Source organism: Ligilactobacillus sp. JN-6 (Y).1 (assembly GCF_058111525.1).
Genome location: NZ_CM176599.1, coordinates 147287 through 169916 on the forward strand (window position 1 = coordinate 147287; position 22630 = coordinate 169916).

Sequence of the window (22630 nt, forward strand, 5' to 3'; positions counted from 1 at the left end):
CCCTTCCCCTATTGCTTTACTTCCAAAAATCATCGTAAACATTGATCGGTAAGTGACGTTTATGTTGTGTCTTTAAATACCAATCTTCTATTTTTTCTGCAGCACTGTCATCGATATCCTTTCCTTCGAGATAATCATCGATCTGTTGATAAGTTACTCCCAAGGCTACCTCATCCGGCAAAGCTGGCCGATCTTCCTCTAAATCAGCAGTCGGGATTTTTTCATACAAGTGCTTTGGAGCATTTAGATATGTCAGCAAAGCCTTACCTTGCCGTTTATCCAAACGCCAAAGAGGCGTAATATCGGCGCCACCATCACCAAATTTAGTATAAAAGCCCGTAACTGCCTCCGCAGCATGATCTGTACCAACAACAGCACCTGACTTCTCGCCAGCCACTGCATACTGAGCGATCATCCTAGCCCGTGCCTTGATATTTCCTTTGTTGAAGTCACTGACGGTTAGTCCATTCTCCTCAACAGCGGCGACCATAGCATCGGAACTGCCCTTGATATCAACACGGACTGTTTGATCAGCTTGCATGAACTCGATCGCATCCAGGGCATCCTGTTCATCAGCTTGAGAACCGTATGGCAAACGAACTGCGACAAATTGATAATCTTGCTCGCCAGTTTCTTGGCGCAACTCACGGGCTGCTTTTTCACATAAAGCACCGGCCAAAGTTGAGTCCTGCCCGCCTGAGATCCCCAAAACTAATGTCTTTAAAAATGAATGTTTCTTCAAATAACTCTTCAAAAAATTGACTGACCGCAAGATCTCTTCTTCTGGGTCGATCTGCGGAAGTACTCGTAGTTCAGAAATAATTTGTTTTTGCAACGGACGCATGCATATTCCTCCTCGTATTATTAGACGGGCAAAATTCGCTCCTCTTCTGCAAAAATGACATCAAACACGTTTTACTATAGCTCATGTCACATTTTCTACCACACGATTTATTTTACTCTTTTTAAGCTAATTGTACACTAATATCATCATTACTTTAACGATTTTTTGTACTATGTTTCATGTCATTTTATAATAGAAATGCTCTTAGTCTCTAGGGAAAACGAGAAATAACTGTGTAAAATGTAGCATTTTTAATAAGATTCGATCCTGTTCCTTTTTTTAGTTCAAAATTTGATATAATGATAACAACTTCTAAGGAGTAAAGACTAGGTGGAATTAATATGAACCAGAAATTTACAGAGGTCTCCGTGCTCGGAGTTAACTTTATTCACGCAAATGTCCACCAATTTTTAAATCAAGTTTATCAAGACAGTCTTGACCAGCAAAATCGTTTTATTGTCACAGCCAATCCCGAAATAGTCTTGGCGGCTAGAAAAAATCGTAAATTTGCAAAAACCATCGCCAATGCGGATTACACGGTAGCTGACGGGATCGGTATCATTAAAGGTGCCAAAATACTTGGGACTCCTTTACCAGAAAGGATCACTGGTTATGACAGTATGATTGCCTTATTACAATGGGCCGCGAAACATCACAAACGCGTATTTTTATTAGGAGCTAAAGCCGAAGTGATCGCAGCCACAGTGGCTAAAGTTCAAGAGAATTTTCCTGGTATTAAGATCTGTGGTTGGCAAAACGGCTTTTTCACAGACGAAAATGCAGTTGCTGAGCAAATAAAAGCTGCTCACCCGGATTTTGTGTTCGCAGCATTGGGCTTTCCAAAACAGGAATATTTCATTGCTAAGTACCGCTACAACGCAGATGCCATTTGGATGGGCGTAGGAGGCAGTTTCGATGTCCTAGCGGGTTTTGCCCAAAGAGCTCCCCAAAAATGGCAGGACCATCACACAGAATGGCTATATCGTTTGCTAAAAGAACCGACTCGGGTAGGACGTATGCTAGCACTTCCCTTGTACTTGGCTCTTGTATTCAGACAAAAGCTGACTCATAAGACCTAGGATAATTAAAAATTGCATTAAGTACTACTGCAAAATTTGAATAATGAAATACCCTCTGAACGTTAGGCTTTCTTTAATTGATGATCAGAGGGTATTTTTTGACTAATTGTAAGTGTAGGCTTTATGTTTCTCATAGTTTGTCCACTGAGATCTTATTCGGTGATTTTGCAAAAAGGCCAGAGATAGCTTTGGCATACTTCCATCCGGCCTCCTCTGACCAGGAGAACTTCCACTGACTTTTATCCAGTTGGCCCCTGACTGCTGAGAAATTTGATACATTTCTATCCAGTTTGAACCGGACAAGATAGAACTGCGACCTACCTACCCAGCGTCACTCGGATCAAATTCATCTGAAAGTCTGACTTTACTTTGAAACGTAGAGAATTTTCCAATAAAATAAAAAACACTTCCCACCAAATGGAAAGTGTTTGATAATAAACGCTAGATAAATTAACGTTTTGAGAATTGTGGAGCCTTACGAGCTTTCTTCAAACCTGGCTTACGACGTTCCTTCATACGAGGGTCACGAGTCAAGAGACCAGCACGTTTCAAAACACCACGAAATTCTGGGTCGACTTGCAACAAAGCACGAGCAACACCATGACGAGTTGCGCCGGCTTGGCCTGCATAGCCACCACCATCAACGTTTACCAAAACGTCATATTGGTCTGCGGTTTCTGTAACACCAAATGGTTGCTTGATAACTTCGATCAAGTTAGCAAATGGAACATATTCTTCAACTGATTTGCCGTTCATCGTGATCTTACCTGTACCGGGTACTAAACGAACACGAGCAACGGAGTTCTTACGACGGCCTGTGCCACTATATTGTACTTGAGCCAATTTCGAATTCCTCCTAGATTAAAGTGTTGATATCCAAAACTTCTGGATTTTGTGCTGCATGCTTGTGATCTGCACCGCGATATACATGTAACTTCTTAAGCTGTTGACGGCCAAGAGTTCCCTTTGGAAGCATGCCTCCAATAGAAAGGTCAAGCAATTTCTCAGGATCTTTTTCACGATAATCCCCAGCAGTCCGTTCCTTTAAACCACCTGGATGTAATGTATGATGATAATAGATCTTTCTTGAAGCTTTCTTGCCTGTTAAAGCGATCTTGTCAGCGTTGATGACGATAACAAAGTCACCTGTGTCAACGTTTGGTGTATAAGTTGGCTTATTTTTACCGCGTAAGATAGTCGCAACTGCACTTGACAAACGACCCAAAGGGACATCTGTAGCGTCAACGACATACCACTTACGATCTACTTCGCCTGTTTTTGCTAAATATGTTGTACGCACGTTTATTTCCTCCATTTATGATGCTTGTTTGACATACAATAAGTTAACGGGGCCTACTGTGGGGCAAACAATACCATATATTATGGTACGATTTTTTTGCCCACTAGTCAAATAAAATCGAGTAAAAAGACAATTTTTTTCACTATGAGACTACCGAAATTAAGGTTTACTTTAAAGGTTTAAATTCCTTTTTTCAAGTGTCCATTTTTTCAAGTTGCTTGACCTGCTCACCGTAATAGACTTCCTTTAAGTATAAGCCACTAGCCGGAGCGGTTTCTCTCGCCTGCTCACGATCTTTAACATCATATAAACGTAAAAAATCATGAACTGGGCGCCGTTTATTACCGATCTCCAATAATGTTGCAACCATGATCCGGACCTGATTGTACAAAAATCCATTTCCACAAAATTCAAAAACCATTTCATTATTTTTTTGATCCTCACAAACTGTTGCCTCATAGATCGTGCGGACATGGGACCTAGTTTGACTGCCCGAAGCAACAAAGCTGCTAAAATCATGGGTGCCAACGACATCCGGCATAGCCTGTTTGATCCTGCCAACTTCTAATGGATACTTATAGTGGCCTGTATAAAGGCGTTTGAAAGGATCAATGAACCAGGAACGTGAGACGCGATACATATACCTTTTTGCATGCGCCTCATACCGTGCATGGAAAGTCTGCGGCACGACCTTGCAACCGACGATCTCAATATCTAAGGGTAACATGCTATTGAGCCCACGTAACATTGCGTCGGCGGGCAAATCATGTGGAAAGTCAAAGTGAGCGACTTGCCCCAATGCATGCACACCTGAATCGGTCCTGCCAGAACCAAAAATAATAATATACTCGTCAACCTTACTCATTTTATTTACAGCTTGCTCCAAAACAGATTGAACCGTCCGTTGGTTTGGTTGACTTTGAAAACCAGCGAAATTTGTGCCATCATATGCCATTGTTATTTTGTAACGTCTTGTCATTGTTTGTTCCTTTATTAATTAAAATTACATGGTGCCAAGCAATAAAATTTTGCCTAACAAACTTAGAACGCCATAATACGAAGAAGGAGCTATAAATCCTAAGTCTTTGCTAAGGCCCATTTGCTTCATCATATCTTCTTATCCGGGCGCCTTGAAACAGAAAACTCCCCTTATTGCGCTTCATTTTACCTTGTGTTTTTAGTCGGGTCCCGCAAGCCTGGACTTTCCGCCTAACCAGCGCTGCTATCACGGAGCGAAAAAACCACGCCATAATTGCGGGCCTCATTAGTGCTCGAGTCCACCCAACTTGCTTCTCCCTGTGTTTGTCGGGTTCCCCATGGCAAAGCCTTGGTCCACCCTGTCACTTTCTGAGTACCACCAACGCTACCGTCAATAATACAAATAAAATAACGGCGCTGGTGTCTTTTCTTTTCCATTCTTGTTTACGATACTTCGTTCTTCCCTCGCCCCCGTGATAACCACGAGCTTCCATCGCAGTTGCCAGATCTTCGGCGCGGTTGAATGAACTTACGAACAATGGGATCAACAGTGGGATCACTGACTTGATTTGCTTGATCAAATTACCTTCGCTAAAGTTAACACCACGTGCACGTTGTGCGTTCATGATCTTTGTCGTTTCATCCATCAGTGTTGGGACAAAACGCAAAGCAATCGAAAGCATCAAGGCGATCTCGTAAACCGGAACTTTGATTTTCGTCAGTGGCTTTAATAACGATTCGAGACCATCTGAGATCTCGATCGGCGTGGTGGTCAAAGTCAGTAAGGTCGACATGAAAATGATCAAAACAAAACGACAAAAGACAAAAACACCGTTAATTATGCCGCTATCAGTGATCGTAAATGGACCCCACTGCCAGAAAATATGACCACCGGTAGAAAAGAAGATCTGCAAGAGAACTGTAAATAAAATCAGCCAAATTAACGGTCGAACACCTTTGACAAAAAATCCTAGCGAGATATCTGATAGTTTGACGAACAACATGACCATCGCCGCCATCAGTACATAAGTTTGCCAGTTGTTACACAAAAACACGATCACAATAAAGTAAAAACTAAGGAATAGCTTCCCCCTAGGATCCATCTTGTGAATCATAGAATCGCCATTAATATAGCGGCCAAGCAGCATTTTATCCATGACGCTCACCCCCGTCATTGACCATTAACTTTGCCAGTTGTTGGGCAAGTTGTTCTTCAGTTAGCGGTAAAGTCGTAAATGGGATCCCGCCATCTGCCAGTTTAGCGGCAAAGCGTGTCGTTTGCGGTAAACCTAAATGGTGTTCTCTTAGCCAGCTTGGATCACTAAACACTTCTTGAGGTGTGCTATCTTTGACCACTCGGCCTTGTTCCATCACAAGCACATGGTCAGCGTAGTTAGCAACATCATTCATCTGATGAGTCACTAAAATGATCGTTAAATTTTGTTGTTTGTGCAAGTGGTCAAACATGTCCATCATTTCCAAGCGACCTTTGGGATCTAAGCCGGCTGTGGGTTCATCCAAGACCAGGATCTGGGGTTCCATTGCCAAGACACCAGCGATCGCAACACGCCTCATCTGACCACCCGATAACTCAAACGGCGAATTTTGCAGTATTTCTTGCGGCAAACCAACTAAGTTAGCCATTTTTGTGGCGATCCTTTGTGCCTCTTCATCACTTTTACCAAAATTTTTCGGTGCAAAAGCGATATCTTTCAACACAGTTTCTTCAAACAACTGTGCCTCAGGAAATTGAAAAACAAAACCAACGTGTCTTCTTAAATCATTTAATTCCTTGTTTTTCGTTTCAGCTGTGATCTTATTTCCAGCTACTACCAACGAACCAGCAGTCGGTTTGAGCAAACCATTAAGATGTTGCAGCAAAGTAGATTTACCACTCCCAGTATGGCCAATGATCGCAGTATAACTACCATCTGCGATATCAAGCGAAACATCGGTCAAGGCACGGTGAGAAAATGGTGTACCACTTTGATAGACATAATTTAGTTTTTCAATATGGATCGACATACCCACTTCACCATACTTTCTTCATCCATGTACTCTGCTGGCACTTGAATACCACGCTTCCTTAGTGCAAGTTTTAGTCGCTGCGGGTACGGTACATCTAAACCGATGTCGATCAGCTGCTCGCCTTTTTGAAAAAGTTCTCGCGGCAAACTATCATCAATGATCTGCCCATCGTCGATCACAACGACTCTGTCAGCCATTGAAGCTTCATCAATATCATGCGTGATAGAGATGACAGTAAATCCCTCTTCTTGATTCATTTGCCGGATCAACGAAATGATCTGCATCCGACCTTCAGGATCCAACATACTTGTTGACTCGTCAAAAATAACGATTTTTGGACGAATGGCCAATACACCAGCGATCGCCACACGTTGTTTTTGACCACCAGAGAGACGAACTGGTTCATGTTGAGCATAGTCTTGCATATTGACGATCTCCAAGGCATGCTTGACTCTGGCATGCATTTCTTGGCGTTCAACACCCTGGTTTTCGAGACCAAAGGCCACATCACCTTCAACATCTGCGCCAACAAACTGGTTATCTGGGTTTTGAAAGACCATCCCGATCTTCTTTCTGATTTTCCATAAACTTTCGTCAGTTAGTTTCTCCCCGTCTACAAATATCTCACCAGACTCTGGTTCGATCAGACCATCGATCGCTTTAGCCAATGTACTTTTCCCACTACCGTTATGACCAATGATCGCCAACCATTCACCTTTATTGACATGTAGATCGATATGGGAAAGGTCTAATTTTTCATTCTCTTGTGTATAACGAAAACACAGATCTTTAATGTCAATTATTCCGTTCATTTTGCCTTCCCTTTCAACTTTATTTTACGAGTTTAATCATACCATAATGCCAGAGCCGAAAAAATACAAATTGAACGTAATGACTATCCGCAAGTTGACGACTATTATGTAAAAACGACTCACGAAATCATCCGCAAGCCGTTTTGAAAATTCAAAAATTATACCAAACAAAAAATCACTTTTTACGACAAAATTTTCACAGGGGACTGCTACTTAAGGCTAGACTCGGTATGACCCATCATCGTAACGCCTATCTATTGCCATAAAAGTGACACTTGTTAATTTATTTTTAAATGCATGTAAAAATTAATCAACCAATTCCAAAACAACCATTTGGGCTGCATCTCCGCGACGTTGATCCATCTTTAAGATCCGAGTGTAACCACCGTTACGCTCTGCATAGCGTGGAGCTACCTCGTCAAATAATTTTTGCAAAGCAGTTTGGATAACAACTTTATCTTCGTCTTCTTTGACATCAGCAACAACATCCATCATAAATGCAGCAGCGCGACGACGAGCAGCTAGATCACCCTTTTTACCCAAAGTGATCATTTTTTCAACAAACTTACGTGCTTCTTTAGCGCGTGGTTCAGTTGTAACAACTTTACCATTAACGATCACGTCAGTTGTCAGGTTGCGCAACATTGCTTTACGATGAGCACTGTCACGTCCTAATTTACGGTATGCCATGAACAGATTCCCTCCCTTGTTAGTTAGTTGATATTACTAGTCATCATGACGCAATGACAAATCCAAATCGGCCAATTTTGCCTTAACTTCTTCCAATGATTTACGACCCAAATTACGGACCTTCATCATGTCTGCTTCTGACTTATTAGTCAATTCTTGCACGGTATTGATACCGGCACGCTTCAAGCAGTTGTATGAACGAACAGACAAATCGAGTTCTTCGATCGTCATTTCGAGCATTTTTTCTTTGTGAGTTTCTTCTTTTTCGACCATGATCTCGGCATTTTTAGCCTCGTCGGTCAAATCAACAAACAAAGTTAAATGTTCTGTCAAGATCTTAGCTGACAGACTGATCGCTTCACTCGGAGAAATTGATCCATTAGTCCAAACATCAAGCGTCAATTTGTCAAAATCACTCTTTTGACCAACACGTGTTTTTTCTACTTGGTAGTTGACACGTTCGATTGGGGTATAAATCGAGTCGATTGCCAATACACCGATAGGCATATCTTCAGTTTTAGCCTTATTTTCATTAGCTGAAACATAGCCACGACCCTTGTTAGCAGTCATCCGCGCATGGAAAGAAGCCCCATCAGCAACTGTACAAATATACAAGTCTGGGTTGAGTACTTCAACTTCACTGCTTCCTTGAATGTCGCCTGCAGTTACTTCCATTGGGCCGGTAACATCTATTTCCAATGTTTGAACATCTTCGGAATTTAACTTCAATGCAACTTTTTTCAGATTCAAAATAATTGTGGTTACGTCTTCCAAGACACCCTCAACTGATGAGAATTCATGCAAAACACCATCAATTTGAACATCGGTGATAGCAGCACCTGGCAATGAAGAAAGAAGAATACGACGTAAAGAGTTGCCGAGAGTCGTCCCGTAACCGCGTTCTAACGGTTCAACAACAAATTTACCATAGTTTTCGCTTTCTTCAACTTTTTGAATTTTTGGTTTTTCAAATTCGATCATTCTTACCTTTACCCCTTTCAAAACGTAACGTGTAATCTGGAGACAACATCATGAAGATATCCTTCAAAATGAATGCATGTCCAAATTAAACACGACGGCGCTTTGGAGGACGGCATCCATTATGAGGTACTGGAGTAACATCCTTGATAGATGTAACTTCAAGCCCTGTTGTTTGAAGTGCACGAATTGCAGCTTCACGACCAGAACCTGGTCCTTTAACAGTAACACCGACTGTCTTCATGCCATAATCCATTGCACCTTTTGCAGCTGCTTCAGATGCCATCTGAGCTGCGAATGGTGTTGACTTACGTGAGCCTTTGAAGCCCAATGAGCCAGCTGAAGACCAAGCAACAGCATTACCATGGACATCTGTGATCATAACAAGTGTATTATTAAAAGTAGAATGAATATGAGCGACGCCGCTTTCTATATTCTTTTTGGCACGACGCTTACGAGATTTATTGACTGCCATTAATTAGCTGACCTCCTTTTTTAGATTATTTCTTCTTGCCGGCAATTGAAATTGCTGGGCCTTTGCGTGTACGCGCATTGTTCTTCGTGTGTTGTCCACGAACGGGCAAATTACGACGATGACGCATGCCACGGTATGAACCAATTTCTGACAAACGCTTAATGTTCAAAGCAACTTCACGACGAAGGTCACCTTCAACCATATAATTATCAACAACAGCACGGATCTTATCCTCTTGGTCAGAAGCGAGGTCACGAACACGAACGTCTTCAGAAACACCTGCTTCGCTCAAAATCTTTTGAGCTGTTGATTTACCGATTCCGTAAATATAAGTTAAACCGATCACGATCCGCTTGTCACGCGGTAGATCGACACCTGCTATACGAGCCATTACAATTACACCTCCTATTTATTTATTATCCTTGTCTTTGCTTGTGCTTTGGATTTGAGCAAATAACCATAACGCGTCCTTTGCGTTTGATCACTTTGCAATTTTCGCACATTGACTTAACTGATGGTCTTACTTTCATGAATTATACCTCCTGCATAAGATTGAAGTACAATCTATCTGTAACGATAGGTGATGCGACCCTTACTTAAGTCGTATGGAGACATCTCAACCGTCACCTTATCACCCGGCAAAATACGAATATAATGCATCCGGATCTTACCTGATACATGAGCCAAAATCTCATGCCCATTTTCGAGCTCTACTTTGAACATCGCATTCGGCAAGGTTTCCTTGATCGTACCCTCAATTTCAATCACATCATCTTTCGCCACGCTAAAAGTACCTCCTTAAATTGGTTTTAAAACTTTACACTTAAAAACGTGAGAAGCTTTGTTGGAGTCCCACCTTTTTTCCGTCAGGCTTCATTCATTATCCCTAATTTTGGGCGAACTTGACCTATTGAAAAGATAAACCTAAATTATCATAGCACAGCGCCCCTTGACATGCAAGGAAAAATTAACGAGAACGTCAATTACTTTTCAAAGATTGCTTGCACTGGCGTAAATGCTAAAAATTGGGTCGCCAACAAAGCTTCTACTTACTAGACTATTATTTTAAACCGTTCAAAATACTCTCAATATCGGAATAAACATCCGTGATCTCTTGATTACCTTCAACATTATGCAACAGATTTTTTTGTTGATAAAAATCTAACAACGGAGTGTTCATCTTAATATTAACATCCAGACGATTTTTGACAGTTTCAGGCTTGTCATCATCGCGTTGGTAAAAGTCATGGCCGCCACAACGATCGCAAGTTCCTTCAACTTTGGTAGGGTTGAAGATCTTATGGTAAGTTGCTCCACAATTTCGACAGATATACCGTCCTGTCAAACGTTCCATTAAGGAATCTGGATCAACATCGATATTGATCACACCACTCAACGGCCGCCCAAGCTCTTCTCCGATCTCTTCTAAGGCATGTGCTTGTGCCATGTTGCGTGGGTATCCATCAAGCAAATAGCCATTTTTGACATCATCTTCACTCAAACGTTCTTTTACAATGCCATTCGTCACTTCATCCGGAACTAATTCGCCCTTGTCGATATATTTCTTTGCTTCTGTTCCCATCGGAGTTTCATTTTTCATTGCTTCACGAAAAATATCGCCAGTAGAAATGTGCACGACCTTATATTCATCAACGATACGTTCTGCCTGTGTCCCTTTACCAGCACCGGGCAAACCCATCAGCATCAAATTCAATGCCATTATCGACCCCTCCTTGTTTTTCAAAGAATAACTAAAATACAAACTGTTCTTTAAGTACCAGGGAAACTAGATTTAAATAAATAAACAAAGTCTCCCTCACAAAAAATTGGGTGAGTCCAACTAAATGAACACTACCCAATTTTACTATTCACGAATGAAGCCAACATACTCGCGTTTCATCATCATACCTTCTAACTGCTTGATCGTTTCCAGTGCAACACCGACAACGATCAAAAGACTAGTGCCACCTAATCCGATAGACTCATCCAACCCAAAATAGGATGAACCGATCAATGGGATCAATGAGACTAAGCCTAAGAAAAGTGAGCCGACTGTACTCAATCTCATCAAAAGAGCAGAGACATAACGCTCAGTTTCTTTGCCAGGCCAAACAGATGGAATATAACTACCCTGCTTTTGCAAATTCTCAGAAAGTTTTTCCGGGTTGACCTGAACGAAAGCATAGAAGAATGTAAATACAACGATCAATACCGTATACAAGATCATTCCTGGTGTTGATTGCATACTAAAGATACTTGACATCACTTGATACCAGGTATCTTGCGAGTGATTCTGTGCAAATGCCATTAAAATAGTTTGTGGTGTCGCGATAAACGAACTGGCAAAAATAACTGGAATAACACCTGCTACGTTGACCTTCAACGGTAAATATGAATTATTACCAGCTCCAGCCAAACGTCTTGTATACTGGATCGATATTTTATAGTTAGCCTGTTGGACGTAGGTTACAAAAGTAACGATCACTAGCAAAACTACCAAAAGGATAACCACATATAAGACCGGCTGCCAAACTTGGCTCATAGTTACACCCGTGAATTGTTCTTGTACAAGTTGTTGAATACCAACAGGCATTCGAGCAATGATCCCAGCCATAATAATCATCGAGATCCCGTTACCTAAGCCACGGTCTGTGATCATATCACCGAGCCAGGTCGTAAACATGGTACCACCAGTCAGAATAATACCGATACTAATATAGGTTTGTACACTCGGATTTTGCACAAGGCTCAAACTACTCAAGGTGTTAAACCCAGCAGTGATCCCAACTGACTGTATGAACGCCAGCACGATTGCCAAGTATCTCGTAACTTGATTAAGTTTACGCCGACCAACCTCACCTTGCTTACTCCATTCAACAAAACGCGGTACAATGTCCATTTGCAGAAGTTGTACAACGATTTGAGCAGTAATGTAAGGTGAGACCCCCATCGCAAGGATGGAGTAGTTAGTCAATCCGCCACCTGAAAAAGTATTCAAGATACTAATTAACCCTGAAGATGCAACACCGTTTAATGCTTTAGCGTCGATCCCAGGGACGGTAATATAAGTGCCGAGACGAAATACAACCAAGACACCAAGTGTAAAAAAGATTTTTTGGCGGATCTCTTTGACAGCAAAGGCATCTTTCAGTGTCTTCAGCATTTATTAAATCACCTCAGTTTGACCGCCTGCTGCTTCGATCGCAGCTTTTGCAGATGCAGAGAATTTGTTAGCTTTAACAGTTAACTTCTTGCTAAGTTCACCATTGCCCAAGATCTTAACGCCGTTTTTTTCATTCTTAACGACACCAGATTCAACGAGGATAACTGGAGTTACTTCTGCACCATCTTCGAATTTATTGAGAGTTTCAACATTTACGATCGCATAGTTTTTACGATTAATGTTGTTAAAACCGCGTTTTGGCATCCGGCGGAACAAAGGCATTTGTCCACCTTCAAAGCCCATACGCACTTTACTACGAGCCTTTTGACCTTTTTGGCCACGACCCGAAGTCTTACCATTACCAGCTGAAGTTCCACGACCGACACGATTACGTACCTTGCGTGAGCCTTCACTTGCTTGTAATTCATGTAATTTCATTACGTTTGGCACCTCCTTGTCTACTAAATAATAATTATTCAGCTTCTTGTACGTCCACTAAATGGTTGATCTTACGAATTGCCCCACGCATTGCAGCGTTATTAGGAACAATGGCAGAACTGTGAAGTCTGTTAAGGCCTAAACCTTTAACAATATCACGCTGATTTTGGGGACGACCGATAACTGAGCGAATCAAAGTAACTTTAATATTAGCCATTATTTGCGTCCTCCTTATTCAGCAAAGTGGGAAACAGATACACCACGACGTGATGCTGTTTCTTCTGCACTACGCATATTTTCTAAACCGTTAATAGTTGCACGTACGACATTAACAGAAGTGTTTGAGCCAAGCGATTTACTTGTAACATCATCAACACCTGCAAGTTCCATGACGGCACGAACAGCACCGCCGGCAGCAACTCCGGCACCTGCTTCAGCTGGTTTAAGTAAAACTTTGCTACCACTGTGTTGGCCAACAACTTCATGAGGAAGAGTTGTTCCAGCAACTGGAACTTCAATTAAGTTCTTACGAGCAGCATCAACGGCTTTACGAATAGCTTCAGGAACTTCCTGAGCTTTACCAGAACCGAATCCTACGTGACCATTATGGTCGCCGACAATCACTAGAGCGGCAAAACGCAAACGACGTCCACCTTTTACAACTTTAGTAATACGGTTGATCGCTACAACACGATCTTCCAAATCTAATTGAGCTGGGTCAATAAAAGCCATAAACGTTAATTCCTCCTTCTTTTAAAAGTCTAAGCCATTTTCGCGAGCAGCATCAGCCAATGCCAACACACGACCATGGTACAAGTAACCGCCACGATCAAAGACAACTTCTTTGATGTTCTTATCTGCAGCACGTTTTGCTACCAATGCACCAACACCAGAAGCTTGTTCTGTTTTGGTACCTGCAGCAATTTCACTATCTAAAGTAGAGGCACTAGCCAGCGTCACACCCGCTACGTCATCAATAACTTGAGCGTAGATGTTTTTGTTTGAACGATAAACATTTAAGCGTGGGCACTCAGCAGTACCAGAGATCTTGTTACGGACACGAATATGACGCTTTTGACGTGTCTTGTTTTTATCTGGTTTCGAAATCACTATTTTCACCTCTTGAATTTATTTAACAGCTATTATGCTGCTTATTATTTACCAGTCTTACCTTCCTTATGAGCAACAAATTCGTCGACATAACGAATACCCTTGCCCTTGTAAGGTTCTGGTGCACGTGTAGCACGGATCCGGGCTGCAGCATCACCAACAAGTTCCTTGTCGATACCAGAAACAGTAATTTCTGTATTAGAAGGAACTTCAACAGTTATTCCTTCTTCTTCAGCAATTTCAACTGGATTGGAATAACCAACGTTTAAAACCAGTGTTTTGCCTTTCATTTGTGCACGGTAACCAACACCACGAAGTTCAAGATTTTTCTTGAAACCCTCTGTGACACCTTCTACCATGTTGTTAAAGTTAGCACGGGTCGTACCATGCAAAGCTTTAGTTTTGAAATTATCATCAGGACGCTCGAAGGAAACTTCATTACCTTCGACTTTCATTGAGATCAAGTCAGAAAACTCACGAGTTAATTCCCCTTTAGGGCCCTTAACAGTAACAAAGTTGCCATCTTTCTTAATATCAACGCCTTCTGGAATTGTAACAATTTTATAACCAATACGACTCACGAGATGTACACCTCCTTACTTCTATTTAATATTACCAAACGTAAGCGAGAACTTCGCCACCAATGTTCTTTGAACGAGCTGCTTTATCAGTAACAACACCTTCAGATGTCGAGATCAAAGCAATACCTAAGCCGTTTAAAACTTTAGGAACTGCATCGGCTTTAACATAAGAACGTAAGCCAGGCTTCGAGATCCGACGTAAACCGGAGATAACACGTTCGTTGTTTTTATCATATTTTAAGAATACGCGGATGACACCTTGTTTGTCATCATCGATGTATTCAACATCACGGACAAAGCCTTCATTCTTAAGAATTTCAGCCATGCCGTTTTTGATTTTTGAAGCAGGGATCTCAACTGATTCATGCTTTGCCATGTTAGCATTGCGAATGCGAGTTAAAAAATCTGCAATTGGATCGGTCATTGCCATGTTGTTTGCCTCCTTTGACTGTATATTATGGTTTACCAACTAGCCTTTTTCATGCCAGGGATCTGACCTTTATGAGCAAGTTCGCGTAGGCAAACACGGCATAATTTAAATTTGCGATAAACAGAATGTGGACGTCCACAACGTTCGCAACGTGTATATTCACGCGATGAGAACTTAGCAGGACGCTGATTTCTTGCAATTTGTGACTTCTTTGCCAAGTTTGTAACCTCCTTATTTAGCGAATGGCATTCCAAGTTGTGACAACAGTTCCTTGGATTCCTCGTCTGTTTCAGCAGTTGTAACGATAACGATATCCATTCCACGAACCTTGTTGACATTATCAAAATCAATTTCAGGGAAAATCAATTGTTCACGGACACCAAGAGTATAGTTACCACGGCCATCAAAGGCACGCTTACTAACACCATGGAAGTCACGCACACGTGGCAATGATACAGAGATCAACTTGTCTAAAAAGTCGTACATCCGTGTACCACGTAATGTAACTTTAGCGCCAATCGGCATTCCTTCACGTAAACGGAAACCAGCGATCGACTTCTTAGCCTTTGTGACAACTGGCTTTTGACCAGAGATCAAAGTCAATTCCTCAACGGCTTCGTCAAGGCTTTTAGCGTTGCTGACTGCATCACCCACACCCATGTTGACCACGATCTTCTCAATTTTTGGTGCTTGCATGATCGACGAATAATTAAACTTATCGATCATTGATGGAACGATTTCGTTTGTGTATTTTTCTTTTAAACGGTTAACCATGAAAAAGTGTTCCTCCTTCCTTCTTTAGGTTTAGATAATTTCACCAGTTTTTTTCGAAACACGGACTTTTTTGCCATCTTCTACCTTGAAGCCAACACGAGTTGCTTCATTGTTAGAAGGATCGATCAACATGACATTAGAAACATGGATCGGAGCTTCAACCTCAACGATACCGCCACTTGGGTTATCATTGGTTGGCTTTTGGTGTTTCTTAACGACATTGATCCCTTTCACGACCACATGGTCTTTGGCAGGAATAGCTTGAAGGACTTCCCCTTCTTTGCCCTTGTCTTTGCCGGCAATTACTTTAACTTTATCATTTCTCTTAATGAACATTATTACTTGTGCACCTCCTTGTCGGATAGACGGTTGTTTTACAGAACTTCAGGTGCGAGGGAAACGATCTTCATATAGTTTCCTCGACGTAGTTCGCGGGCAACCGGTCCAAAGATACGGGTGCCTTTTGGTGATTTATCATCGCCGATAATAACAGCTGCATTTTCATCAAACTTAATGTATGAACCATCATTGCGATGTGTACCATACTTAGTACGAACGATGACTGCTTTGACAACGTCACCTTTTTTGACAACGCCACCTGGTGTTGCTTGTTTAACAGTAGCAACTACGATGTCACCGACACTTGCAGTTTTAACACGAGAGCCACCTAAAATTTTAATAACTAAAAGCTGACGTGCTCCGGAATTATCAGCAACATGTAAACGACTTTCTTGTTGGATCACAGTTATGTGACCTCCTTTCGTTATTAGATCAGAATACGAATCAGTTTATTAATTGTCTAAAATTTAGTAATTATAGAACAACTGCTTTTTCAACGATTTCTAATAAACGGAAACGTTTTGTAGCTGACAATGGCCGGGTTTCCATGATTCTTACGATGTCGCCCGTTTTTGCTTCATTGTTTTCATCATGAGCCTTGTATTTCTTAGAATACTTAACACGTTTGCCATATACAGGATGAAACTTATATGTTTCAACAACGACAGTGATCGTCTTGTCCATTTTATCAGAAACAACACGGCCACGGTAAACTTTACGGTAGTTACGACCTTCACTCATGCGCGATTAGCCTCCTCTTCGTATTCTTTATTTTGTAGCTTCGCTTTGACGCAGCAAAGTCTTGATGCGAGCAATTGCTTTCCGAACTGTTTGCAAGCGAGCGGTATTTTCAAGCTGACCAGTTGCAGACTGAAAACGCAGATTGAACAATTCCTCTTTATATTGCTTTTCTTTAGCAAGTAATTCGTCAGTGGTCAATTTGTTGAGTTCATCTTTGAATTCTTTAGTTTTCATCAGATTCGCCACCTACTTCCTCACGAGAAACGACTTTAGTTCTAACAGGGAGCTTGTGTGAAGCCAAACGCAATGCTTCTTGCGCAACTTCTTTGGAAACTCCACCTACTTCAAACATGATCTTACCACGTTTTACAGGTGCTACCCAGCCTTCTGGTGCACCTTTCCCGTTACCCATACGAGTACCGATACCTTTTGAAGTATACGATTTATGAGGGAAAATTTTGATCCAAACTTTCCCACCACGCTTCATGTAACGGGTCATAGCGATACGAGCAGCTTCGATCTGACGGTTTGAGATCCAATGTGAATCAAGTGCTTGTAAACCGTATTCGCCGAAAGCAACTGTCTTACCACCTTTAGCTTCCCCGCGCATCTTGCCACGAAATTCGCGACGATGCTTAACACGCTTTGGTACTAACATAGACTATTCCCCTCCTTTACTTTGATCTTTCTTTTCAGGTAGGACTTCACCACGGAAGATCCAAACCTTAACACCGATCTGACCATATTGAGTATTTGCTTCTACCCAAGCATAGTCAATATCAGCACGAAGTGTGTGCAAAGGAACTGTGCCTTGTGCGAAGTGCTCCACACGTGACATATCGGCACCATTCAAACGTCCGGAAACCTGAACTTTGATACCCTTTGCACCTGCACGCATTGTACGTTGCATTGGTTGTTTCATAGCACGACGGAATGCCACACGTCCTTCTAATTGTTGAGCAATGTTTTCGCCAACTAATTTAGCATCCAAATCAGGTTTTTTGACTTCGATGATATTGATGTGTACACGTCTGCCGGTCAAGTTGTTTAATTCCTTACGTAATTTTTCAACTTCAGAACCGCCCTTACCGATAACCATACCTGGTTTTGCAGTATGGATAGAAATGTTAACGCGCTTTGCGGCACGTTCGATCTCAACGGTAGAGACAGATGCGTCGGCTAATTTCTTTTGAATGTATTCACGGATACGGATATCTTCGTGAAGGTATGAAGCAAATTCCTTTTCTGCATACCATTTGGAATCCCAATCACGAATGATACCAACACGTAATCCAGTAGGATTTATTTTGTGACCCACGCTTATCCCTCCTTATTTTACAGATACCACGACAGTAATGTGACTGGTACGCTTGTTGATTGGAGAAGCAGAACCCTTAGCACGAGGACGGAACCGTTTCAAAGTTGGTCCCTCGTTGACAAAAGCTTCGCTTACAAACAAATCTTCAGCTTCCAAGTCAAAATTATTTTCTGCGTTGGCGATTGCGGATTTTAATACTTTTTCAATCAGATAAGCACCTGATCTTGGAGTGAACTTCAAGATACCAAGTGCTTCGGCAACACTCTTCCCACGGATAAGATCGATCACAAGACGCGCCTTACGCGCAGGGATGCGAACTACGCGAGCAGTTGCTTTTGCTGATGTTACTTGTTCAGCCATTTTATTTCCTCCCTTAGATTATCTTGCGCCGGTCTTTTTATCGTCAGTGCCATGACCATGGAATGTCCGTGTTGGTACGAATTCGCCTAACTTATGACCAACCATGTCTTCTTGGATATAAACTGGAACTTGTTTGCGACCATCATGAACTGCGATCGTATATCCAACAAAGCTAGGGTAGATCGTTGAACGACGTGACCAAGTTTTAATAACGGATTTCTTTTCACTATCAGCTTGTGCTGCAACCTTTTTTAGCAGATGTTCATCAGCAAAAGGTCCCTTTTTCAAACTACGACTCAAGAGTTATCCTCCTTTCGGATAGAACCACCGTAATTGTAACGATGATTATTTCTTCTTGCGACCACGTACAATAAATTTATTTGAACGTGCCTTCTTAGAACGTGTCTTCTTACCAGTAGTCTTCTTACCCCATGGAGATAATGGGCTTGGCATCCCAACAGGAGCCTTACCTTCACCACCACCATGCGGGTGATCGTTAGGGTTCATTACAGAACCACGAGACTGTGGACGAACGCCCATCCAACGCTTACGACCAGCTTTACCAAGCTTGATCAATTCATGTTGTGCATTACCAACTGAACCGATCGTTGCACGACAAGTGCCCAAGATCTGACGAACTTCACCAGAAGCCAGACGAACGGTGACATACTTGTCTTCTTTACCAAGCAATTGAGCTGATGTACCAGCAGAACGGACCAGCTGTGCACCCTGGCCAGGTTTTAATTCAATATTATGAATAGTAGTACCAGTTGGCATGTTCATTAACGGTAATGAGTTACCAACTTTGATATCAGCTTCTGCACCAGATTCAACACTTTGGCCAACCTTAAGACCTTTAGGTGCGAGAATATATGATTTAACACCATCAGCGTAAACGATCAAAGCGATGTTAGCTGAACGGTTAGGATCATATTCGATCGTTTTGACAGTTGCGGGAACGTCGTCTTTGATGCGCTTGAAATCTATCAAACGATATTGACGTTTGTGACCGCCGCCACGGTGACGAACAGTTTTATGACCGTAAACGTTACGACCAGCAGTTTTGCTTTGAGAAGAAAGCAAAGACTTTTCAGGAGTCGTGCTTGTAATTTCTTCAAAGTCAGATGTAGTCATATTACGACGACCATTTGAGGTCGGTTTGTATACTCTGATCCCCACTATTTTTCCCTCCTATGTTAATTATTCTTCTTCGAAAATTTGAATTTCTTTTGATTCAGGAGTTAAAGTAACGATTGCCTTACGACGCTTCTTTGTGTAGCCTTCGTAACGACCCATACGTTTCTTTTTACCTTTTAAGTTCATGACATTAACATTGGCAACTTTAACATCAAAGATCTCTTCGATAGCATCTTTGATCTGCAACTTGCTTGCCTTAGTATTAACATCAAATGTGTAGCGCTTGTCATCCATGCCAGCCATTGATGCTTCAGTGACTACCGGACGTAAGATCACATCACGTGCTTCCATTATGCTAGACCCTCCTCTACTTGAGAAAGAGCTCCTTTTGTGATGACAACCTTGTCACTGTCGATAACGTTCAATACATTCAAACCTTTAGCAGGAAGAACTGTAACATTATCAAGGTTACGTGCTGAACGAGCAGCGTTTTTGTTATCATCTTCAAGAACTACTAATACTTTTGAGTTAACATTCAAACTCTTAAGAGATGCTGCAAAGTCCTTAGTCTTTGGTTGTTCAAATTCAAATGAATCAACAACTACTAAGCTTTCATCAATCACTTTTTGTGAAAGAACAGATTTCAAAGCCAAGCGACTAACTTTACGTGGAAGTTTGTAGGCGTATGACCGTGGTGTTGGTCCGAAGATCGTACCACCGCCGACCCAAAGTGGTGAGCGTGTGGAACCAGCACGGGCACGGCCAGTACCTTTTTGACGCCATGGCTTCTTACCACCGCCGCGTACGGCAGTCCTGTTTTTAACAGCATGTGTTCCTTGGCGAAGCGATGCGCGTTGCATCAATACTGCGTCATGAACTACGTTGTTGTTTGGTTCGATACCAAAAATCGTGTTGTTTAATTCAACTTCTCCATTTTTGCTACCATCTTGATTAAATAATGCAACTGTAGGCATGTTTGTATTTCCTCCCTTCCCTTATTTTATTTCACTGTACTTTTTACAGTAACGAATGACTTATTTGCGCCAGGTACGTTACCCTTGATGAAAAGTACACCATTGTCTGTATCAGCTTTAACGATCTTTAAGTTTTGAATCGTTACCTTCTTGCCACCCATACGTCCTGGAAGTACCTTGCCAGGAAATACACGGTTGATAATGGCACCCATTGAACCTGGGCGACGATGATAACGAGAACCGTGTGCCATCGGACCACGAGCTTGATTCCAACGCTTAATGTTACCTTGGAAACCTTTACCCTTTGATGTTCCTGTTACATCCACGCTGTCTCCTTCTGCAAAGACGTCAGCATGAATTTCGTCACCGACTTTGTAATCTCCCAGCTCAACATCGCGGATTTCACGAACGAAGCGCTTAGGAGCAGTATTTGCTTTTGCTGCATGACCTTTAGCAGGTTTGTTAGCCTTGATCGCACGAACGTCATCGTAGCCCAATTGGACTGCTTCGTAGCCGTCGTTTTCAACGGTTTTGACTTGCATTACGACGTTAGCATCAACTTTCACAACTGTGACAGGGATCAAATCATCGTCTTGGGTGAAAATCTGTGTCATACCTACTTTTTTTCCTAAGATTCCTTTTGTGGTCATGAGTACACCTCCAATTAAATTGATTTAAAATAAAAAATGAATTAAAGTTTGATCTCAATGTCAACGCCAGAAGGCAAGTCGAGCTTCATTAATGAATCAACTGTCTTTGGTGTTGGGTTAACGATGTCGATCAAACGTTTATGTGTCCGCATTTCAAATTGTTCACGAGCATCTTTATGCTTATGTGGTGATGAAAGAACTGTGTACAATGTACGTTCTGTAGGCAACGGGATCGGGCCTGAGATCTCAGCACCTGTTCTCTTTGCTGTTTCAACGATCTTGTCCGCAGACTGATCTAAAATACGGTGTTCGTATGCCTTAAGGCGAATACGAATTTTTTGTTTTGCCATTTTGTTCCCTCCTTCGTCCATTTTATAAATAAGACTCGCTCCGTGAAAATTACCGCCGCACCTGTGGCAAAGCATCCGGGTGTGTCGCAACCTTCCACATCAAAGCTCGAAATATCCGTTTGGCGGCATACCAAACGACGCACTCGTTCAAACGGGTACCTAACTATACTATTACAATTAAGCTGAGTTAGCAAGGATTTTCTGAAACTTTTTTAAAAAAACTGTCTTTTTCAAAAACTTTAGCATTATGCAGTCCAAACATCGTTTGCTTAGCTCTTTTCACCGCTTAGAACACCTCTCCCAAAATAACACAAAGGCAATACTTTCGTGCAAAAATTGAGTATAATCGATATGAGCGTCCCATTAGGCGCTCATAATTGAATCTTCAGCTCGATATAGGTAGAATACCTATAAGTAGCTTCATCATAATATCAAATCAAAGGAGTTTTATCTATGCCAAGCAAAAAAGCGTTACTAGTGATCGACTATACGAATGACTTCGTTGCTGAAAAAGGCGCTCTAAATTGCGGTGAGCCGGGTCGTGTTATAGAAGACGATTTATTGCAACATGTTAAAGACTTTGACCAAAATAACGACTACATCATTTTACCGACAGACCTTCATTTCAAAGATGACCCCTTTCATCCTGAAACAGCTATTTTTCCCCCGCATAATATCGTGGGCACACCCGGCCAACAGCTGTACGGCAAATTGGCGGACTGGTACGAGGAACATCAAAACCAAGGCAACGTCTACAAATACAACAAAAACCGTTATTCTAGTTTTCAAAATACTAACCTCGATAACTATTTACGCAGCCGTGATATCAAAGACCTTTATTTATCGGGGGTTTGTACAGACATTTGTGTATTGCACACTGCCATTGCGGCATACAATCTAGACTATCACATCAACATTTATGCAGATAGTGTCGCTAGTTTTGATCAGGCGGGCCACACCTGGGCTCTTGGTCATTTTAAAAATGCATTGGGTGCTAACGTGATCACTGCCAACAACTAACTTCATCAATATGTAAAAAGAACTGCTCGAGTCGGACTCGAACAGTTCTTTTTATTTTACT

General features: G+C 41.8%; 38 protein-coding genes. 2 read left to right on the top strand and 36 right to left on the bottom strand.

All coding sequences use genetic code 11. The annotated features are described in order from the left end of the window. Window positions 1-16: 16 nt before the first annotated feature. Window positions 17-844, bottom strand: coding sequence for an NAD(+) synthase (gene nadE, locus AC3XNE_RS00710; RefSeq protein WP_489832342.1), 828 nt, complete (start codon window positions 842-844; stop codon window positions 17-19). A 341-nt stretch (window positions 845-1185) separates the two neighbouring features. Here nadE and AC3XNE_RS00715 point away from each other — a divergent pair, with 341 nt between their 5' ends. Next, window positions 1186-1923, top strand: coding sequence for a WecB/TagA/CpsF family glycosyltransferase (locus AC3XNE_RS00715; protein ID WP_489832343.1), 738 nt, complete (start codon window positions 1186-1188; stop codon window positions 1921-1923). 450 nt (window positions 1924-2373) lie between these two features. Here the strand turns inward: AC3XNE_RS00715 and rpsI are convergent, their stop codons facing one another. The 35 genes from rpsI to rpsJ all read right to left on the bottom strand — a co-directional run bounded on the left by rpsI (window position 2374) and on the right by rpsJ (window position 21549). Continuing rightward, on the bottom strand, window positions 2374-2766 hold the full coding sequence (gene rpsI / locus AC3XNE_RS00720; protein ID WP_489832344.1) for a 30S ribosomal protein S9: 393 nt from the start codon (window positions 2764-2766) through the stop codon (window positions 2374-2376). Between the two features lie 13 nt (window positions 2767-2779). Next, window positions 2780-3223, bottom strand: a complete 444-nt coding sequence (gene rplM / locus AC3XNE_RS00725; RefSeq protein ID WP_489832345.1) for a 50S ribosomal protein L13 — start codon at window positions 3221-3223, stop codon at window positions 2780-2782. Between the two features lie 193 nt (window positions 3224-3416). Next, entirely contained in the window at window positions 3417-4202 is a 786-nt protein-coding gene (gene truA, locus AC3XNE_RS00730; protein WP_489832346.1) for a tRNA pseudouridine(38-40) synthase TruA, read from the bottom strand. Between the two features lie 361 nt (window positions 4203-4563). Further along, window positions 4564-5358: an energy-coupling factor transporter transmembrane component T family protein gene (locus AC3XNE_RS00735; protein ID WP_489832347.1), complete on the bottom strand. Its 795-nt coding sequence runs from the start codon at window positions 5356-5358 to the stop codon at window positions 4564-4566. Further along, a complete protein-coding gene (locus AC3XNE_RS00740; protein WP_489832348.1) occupies window positions 5351-6226 on the bottom strand; it encodes an energy-coupling factor ABC transporter ATP-binding protein in 876 nt (291 codons plus the stop codon). Before AC3XNE_RS00740 ends, AC3XNE_RS00735 begins: the two co-directional genes overlap by 8 nt. Continuing rightward, window positions 6202-7041 carry an energy-coupling factor ABC transporter ATP-binding protein gene (locus tag AC3XNE_RS00745; protein ID WP_489832349.1) on the bottom strand — a complete coding sequence of 280 codons (840 nt, stop codon included), beginning with the start codon at window positions 7039-7041 and terminating at the stop codon, window positions 6202-6204. The genes AC3XNE_RS00740 and AC3XNE_RS00745 overlap by 25 nt, the downstream gene beginning before the upstream one ends. Before the next feature lie 306 nt (window positions 7042-7347). Continuing rightward, complete coding sequence (gene rplQ, locus AC3XNE_RS00750) at window positions 7348-7731, bottom strand: 50S ribosomal protein L17 (protein WP_010496739.1); 384 nt, start codon at window positions 7729-7731, stop codon at window positions 7348-7350. Window positions 7732-7767: 36 nt separating this feature from the next. After that, a complete protein-coding gene (locus AC3XNE_RS00755; RefSeq protein ID WP_489832350.1) occupies window positions 7768-8712 on the bottom strand; it encodes a DNA-directed RNA polymerase subunit alpha in 945 nt (314 codons plus the stop codon). Window positions 8713-8797: 85 nt separating this feature from the next. Beyond that, window positions 8798-9184, bottom strand: coding sequence for a 30S ribosomal protein S11 (gene rpsK / locus AC3XNE_RS00760; RefSeq protein WP_489832351.1), 387 nt, complete (start codon window positions 9182-9184; stop codon window positions 8798-8800). Window positions 9185-9209: 25 nt separating this feature from the next. Next, entirely contained in the window at window positions 9210-9575 is a 366-nt protein-coding gene (gene rpsM, locus AC3XNE_RS00765) for a 30S ribosomal protein S13 (protein WP_489832352.1), read from the bottom strand. Window positions 9576-9600: 25 nt separating this feature from the next. After that, the gene (rpmJ, locus tag AC3XNE_RS00770) at window positions 9601-9714 is read right to left on the bottom strand and encodes a 50S ribosomal protein L36 (RefSeq protein ID WP_489832353.1); all 114 of its coding nucleotides are present in this window, start codon (window positions 9712-9714) and stop codon (window positions 9601-9603) included. A gap of 34 nt (window positions 9715-9748) precedes the next feature. After that, window positions 9749-9967, bottom strand: coding sequence for a translation initiation factor IF-1 (infA, locus tag AC3XNE_RS00775; protein WP_010496733.1), 219 nt, complete (start codon window positions 9965-9967; stop codon window positions 9749-9751). 277 nt (window positions 9968-10244) lie between these two features. Beyond that, complete coding sequence (locus AC3XNE_RS00780; protein WP_489832354.1) at window positions 10245-10904, bottom strand: adenylate kinase; 660 nt, start codon at window positions 10902-10904, stop codon at window positions 10245-10247. Window positions 10905-11048: 144 nt separating this feature from the next. After that, a complete protein-coding gene (gene secY, locus AC3XNE_RS00785; protein ID WP_489832355.1) occupies window positions 11049-12347 on the bottom strand; it encodes a preprotein translocase subunit SecY in 1299 nt (432 codons plus the stop codon). Between the two features lie 3 nt (window positions 12348-12350). Further along, the gene (gene rplO, locus AC3XNE_RS00790) at window positions 12351-12785 is read right to left on the bottom strand and encodes a 50S ribosomal protein L15 (RefSeq protein ID WP_489832356.1); all 435 of its coding nucleotides are present in this window, start codon (window positions 12783-12785) and stop codon (window positions 12351-12353) included. A 34-nt stretch (window positions 12786-12819) separates the two neighbouring features. Further along, a complete protein-coding gene (gene rpmD / locus AC3XNE_RS00795) occupies window positions 12820-13002 on the bottom strand; it encodes a 50S ribosomal protein L30 (protein ID WP_489832357.1) in 183 nt (60 codons plus the stop codon). Window positions 13003-13016: 14 nt separating this feature from the next. Next, on the bottom strand, window positions 13017-13517 hold the full coding sequence (rpsE, locus tag AC3XNE_RS00800; RefSeq protein ID WP_489832358.1) for a 30S ribosomal protein S5: 501 nt from the start codon (window positions 13515-13517) through the stop codon (window positions 13017-13019). A gap of 21 nt (window positions 13518-13538) precedes the next feature. Beyond that, window positions 13539-13895 (bottom strand): 50S ribosomal protein L18, encoded by a 357-nt coding sequence (gene rplR / locus AC3XNE_RS00805; RefSeq protein ID WP_489832360.1) that lies wholly within the window; start codon window positions 13893-13895, stop codon window positions 13539-13541. 44 nt (window positions 13896-13939) lie between these two features. Continuing rightward, window positions 13940-14476: a 50S ribosomal protein L6 gene (gene rplF, locus AC3XNE_RS00810; protein WP_489832361.1), complete on the bottom strand. Its 537-nt coding sequence runs from the start codon at window positions 14474-14476 to the stop codon at window positions 13940-13942. Between the two features lie 31 nt (window positions 14477-14507). Beyond that, window positions 14508-14906, bottom strand: a complete 399-nt coding sequence (rpsH, locus tag AC3XNE_RS00815) for a 30S ribosomal protein S8 (RefSeq protein WP_489832362.1) — start codon at window positions 14904-14906, stop codon at window positions 14508-14510. A gap of 32 nt (window positions 14907-14938) precedes the next feature. Beyond that, entirely contained in the window at window positions 14939-15124 is a 186-nt protein-coding gene (locus AC3XNE_RS00820) for a type Z 30S ribosomal protein S14 (protein ID WP_489832363.1), read from the bottom strand. Window positions 15125-15137: 13 nt separating this feature from the next. Then, complete coding sequence (rplE, locus tag AC3XNE_RS00825; RefSeq protein ID WP_489832364.1) at window positions 15138-15680, bottom strand: 50S ribosomal protein L5; 543 nt, start codon at window positions 15678-15680, stop codon at window positions 15138-15140. 30 nt (window positions 15681-15710) lie between these two features. Continuing rightward, window positions 15711-16016 carry a 50S ribosomal protein L24 gene (rplX, locus tag AC3XNE_RS00830; RefSeq protein ID WP_489832365.1) on the bottom strand — a complete coding sequence of 102 codons (306 nt, stop codon included), beginning with the start codon at window positions 16014-16016 and terminating at the stop codon, window positions 15711-15713. A gap of 38 nt (window positions 16017-16054) precedes the next feature. Next, a complete protein-coding gene (rplN, locus tag AC3XNE_RS00835) occupies window positions 16055-16423 on the bottom strand; it encodes a 50S ribosomal protein L14 (protein WP_489832366.1) in 369 nt (122 codons plus the stop codon). 70 nt (window positions 16424-16493) lie between these two features. After that, the gene (gene rpsQ, locus AC3XNE_RS00840; protein WP_270334009.1) at window positions 16494-16760 is read right to left on the bottom strand and encodes a 30S ribosomal protein S17; all 267 of its coding nucleotides are present in this window, start codon (window positions 16758-16760) and stop codon (window positions 16494-16496) included. Window positions 16761-16787: 27 nt separating this feature from the next. After that, window positions 16788-16994 carry a 50S ribosomal protein L29 gene (rpmC, locus tag AC3XNE_RS00845; protein WP_489832367.1) on the bottom strand — a complete coding sequence of 69 codons (207 nt, stop codon included), beginning with the start codon at window positions 16992-16994 and terminating at the stop codon, window positions 16788-16790. After that, entirely contained in the window at window positions 16984-17418 is a 435-nt protein-coding gene (gene rplP / locus AC3XNE_RS00850) for a 50S ribosomal protein L16 (RefSeq protein ID WP_489832368.1), read from the bottom strand. Before rplP ends, rpmC begins: the two co-directional genes overlap by 11 nt. A 3-nt stretch (window positions 17419-17421) precedes the next feature. Continuing rightward, window positions 17422-18078 (bottom strand): 30S ribosomal protein S3, encoded by a 657-nt coding sequence (gene rpsC / locus AC3XNE_RS00855; RefSeq protein WP_489832369.1) that lies wholly within the window; start codon window positions 18076-18078, stop codon window positions 17422-17424. Between the two features lie 12 nt (window positions 18079-18090). Beyond that, complete coding sequence (gene rplV, locus AC3XNE_RS00860) at window positions 18091-18438, bottom strand: 50S ribosomal protein L22 (RefSeq protein ID WP_489832370.1); 348 nt, start codon at window positions 18436-18438, stop codon at window positions 18091-18093. Between the two features lie 18 nt (window positions 18439-18456). Then, the gene (rpsS, locus tag AC3XNE_RS00865; protein WP_489832371.1) at window positions 18457-18738 is read right to left on the bottom strand and encodes a 30S ribosomal protein S19; all 282 of its coding nucleotides are present in this window, start codon (window positions 18736-18738) and stop codon (window positions 18457-18459) included. Window positions 18739-18783: 45 nt separating this feature from the next. Continuing rightward, entirely contained in the window at window positions 18784-19617 is an 834-nt protein-coding gene (rplB, locus tag AC3XNE_RS00870) for a 50S ribosomal protein L2 (RefSeq protein WP_489832372.1), read from the bottom strand. A 21-nt stretch (window positions 19618-19638) separates the two neighbouring features. Further along, on the bottom strand, window positions 19639-19926 hold the full coding sequence (gene rplW, locus AC3XNE_RS00875) for a 50S ribosomal protein L23 (protein WP_489832373.1): 288 nt from the start codon (window positions 19924-19926) through the stop codon (window positions 19639-19641). Next, entirely contained in the window at window positions 19926-20549 is a 624-nt protein-coding gene (rplD, locus tag AC3XNE_RS00880; RefSeq protein ID WP_489832374.1) for a 50S ribosomal protein L4, read from the bottom strand. Before rplD ends, rplW begins: the two co-directional genes overlap by 1 nt. Before the next feature lie 26 nt (window positions 20550-20575). Further along, entirely contained in the window at window positions 20576-21199 is a 624-nt protein-coding gene (gene rplC, locus AC3XNE_RS00885) for a 50S ribosomal protein L3 (RefSeq protein WP_489832375.1), read from the bottom strand. A gap of 41 nt (window positions 21200-21240) precedes the next feature. Beyond that, complete coding sequence (gene rpsJ, locus AC3XNE_RS00890; protein WP_010496695.1) at window positions 21241-21549, bottom strand: 30S ribosomal protein S10; 309 nt, start codon at window positions 21547-21549, stop codon at window positions 21241-21243. A gap of 453 nt (window positions 21550-22002) precedes the next feature. Here rpsJ and AC3XNE_RS00895 point away from each other — a divergent pair, with 453 nt between their 5' ends. Next, a complete protein-coding gene (locus AC3XNE_RS00895; RefSeq protein WP_489832376.1) occupies window positions 22003-22569 on the top strand; it encodes a cysteine hydrolase family protein in 567 nt (188 codons plus the stop codon). Window positions 22570-22630 lie beyond the last annotated feature (61 nt).

Bases quoted from the DNA above. Each gene is read 5' to 3' on its own strand.
- secY (WP_489832355.1), bottom strand. From the start codon at position 12,347: ATGCTGAAGACACTGAAAGATGCCTTTGCTGTCAAAGAGATCCGCCAA.
- rpmJ (WP_489832353.1), bottom strand. From the start codon at position 9,714: ATGAAAGTAAGACCATCAGTTAAGTCAATGTGCGAAAATTGCAAAGTG.
- rplV (WP_489832370.1), bottom strand. From the start codon at position 18,438: ATGGCTGAACAAGTAACATCAGCAAAAGCAACTGCTCGCGTAGTTCGC.
- rpsQ (WP_270334009.1), bottom strand. From the start codon at position 16,760: ATGAGTGAAGGTCGTAACTACCGTAAAGTTTACCGTGGCCGTGTTGTT.
- AC3XNE_RS00895 (WP_489832376.1), top strand. From the start codon at position 22,003: ATGCCAAGCAAAAAAGCGTTACTAGTGATCGACTATACGAATGACTTC.
- rpsJ (WP_010496695.1), bottom strand. From the start codon at position 21,549: ATGGCAAAACAAAAAATTCGTATTCGCCTTAAGGCATACGAACACCGT.
- AC3XNE_RS00740 (WP_489832348.1), bottom strand. From the start codon at position 6,226: ATGTCGATCCATATTGAAAAACTAAATTATGTCTATCAAAGTGGTACA.
- rplD (WP_489832374.1), bottom strand. From the start codon at position 20,549: ATGCCTACAGTTGCATTATTTAATCAAGATGGTAGCAAAAATGGAGAA.
- rplO (WP_489832356.1), bottom strand. From the start codon at position 12,785: ATGAAATTACATGAATTACAAGCAAGTGAAGGCTCACGCAAGGTACGT.
- rplE (WP_489832364.1), bottom strand. From the start codon at position 15,680: ATGGTTAACCGTTTAAAAGAAAAATACACAAACGAAATCGTTCCATCA.
- rpsE (WP_489832358.1), bottom strand. From the start codon at position 13,517: ATGGCTTTTATTGACCCAGCTCAATTAGATTTGGAAGATCGTGTTGTA.
- AC3XNE_RS00780 (WP_489832354.1), bottom strand. From the start codon at position 10,904: ATGGCATTGAATTTGATGCTGATGGGTTTGCCCGGTGCTGGTAAAGGG.
- rplW (WP_489832373.1), bottom strand. From the start codon at position 19,926: ATGGAAGCACGTGATGTGATCTTACGTCCGGTAGTCACTGAAGCATCA.
- rplC (WP_489832375.1), bottom strand. From the start codon at position 21,199: ATGACCACAAAAGGAATCTTAGGAAAAAAAGTAGGTATGACACAGATT.
- AC3XNE_RS00715 (WP_489832343.1), top strand. From the start codon at position 1,186: ATGAACCAGAAATTTACAGAGGTCTCCGTGCTCGGAGTTAACTTTATT.
- nadE (WP_489832342.1), bottom strand. From the start codon at position 844: ATGCGTCCGTTGCAAAAACAAATTATTTCTGAACTACGAGTACTTCCG.
- rpsK (WP_489832351.1), bottom strand. From the start codon at position 9,184: ATGGCAGTCAATAAATCTCGTAAGCGTCGTGCCAAAAAGAATATAGAA.
- rpsM (WP_489832352.1), bottom strand. From the start codon at position 9,575: ATGGCTCGTATAGCAGGTGTCGATCTACCGCGTGACAAGCGGATCGTG.
- rpmD (WP_489832357.1), bottom strand. From the start codon at position 13,002: ATGGCTAATATTAAAGTTACTTTGATTCGCTCAGTTATCGGTCGTCCC.
- AC3XNE_RS00735 (WP_489832347.1), bottom strand. From the start codon at position 5,358: ATGGATAAAATGCTGCTTGGCCGCTATATTAATGGCGATTCTATGATT.
- rpsH (WP_489832362.1), bottom strand. From the start codon at position 14,906: ATGGCAATGACCGATCCAATTGCAGATTTTTTAACTCGCATTCGCAAT.
- rpmC (WP_489832367.1), bottom strand. From the start codon at position 16,994: ATGAAAACTAAAGAATTCAAAGATGAACTCAACAAATTGACCACTGAC.
- rplP (WP_489832368.1), bottom strand. From the start codon at position 17,418: ATGTTAGTACCAAAGCGTGTTAAGCATCGTCGCGAATTTCGTGGCAAG.
- AC3XNE_RS00755 (WP_489832350.1), bottom strand. From the start codon at position 8,712: ATGATCGAATTTGAAAAACCAAAAATTCAAAAAGTTGAAGAAAGCGAA.
- truA (WP_489832346.1), bottom strand. From the start codon at position 4,202: ATGACAAGACGTTACAAAATAACAATGGCATATGATGGCACAAATTTC.
- AC3XNE_RS00745 (WP_489832349.1), bottom strand. From the start codon at position 7,041: ATGAACGGAATAATTGACATTAAAGATCTGTGTTTTCGTTATACACAA.
- rplQ (WP_010496739.1), bottom strand. From the start codon at position 7,731: ATGGCATACCGTAAATTAGGACGTGACAGTGCTCATCGTAAAGCAATG.
- rplX (WP_489832365.1), bottom strand. From the start codon at position 16,016: ATGTTCATTAAGAGAAATGATAAAGTTAAAGTAATTGCCGGCAAAGAC.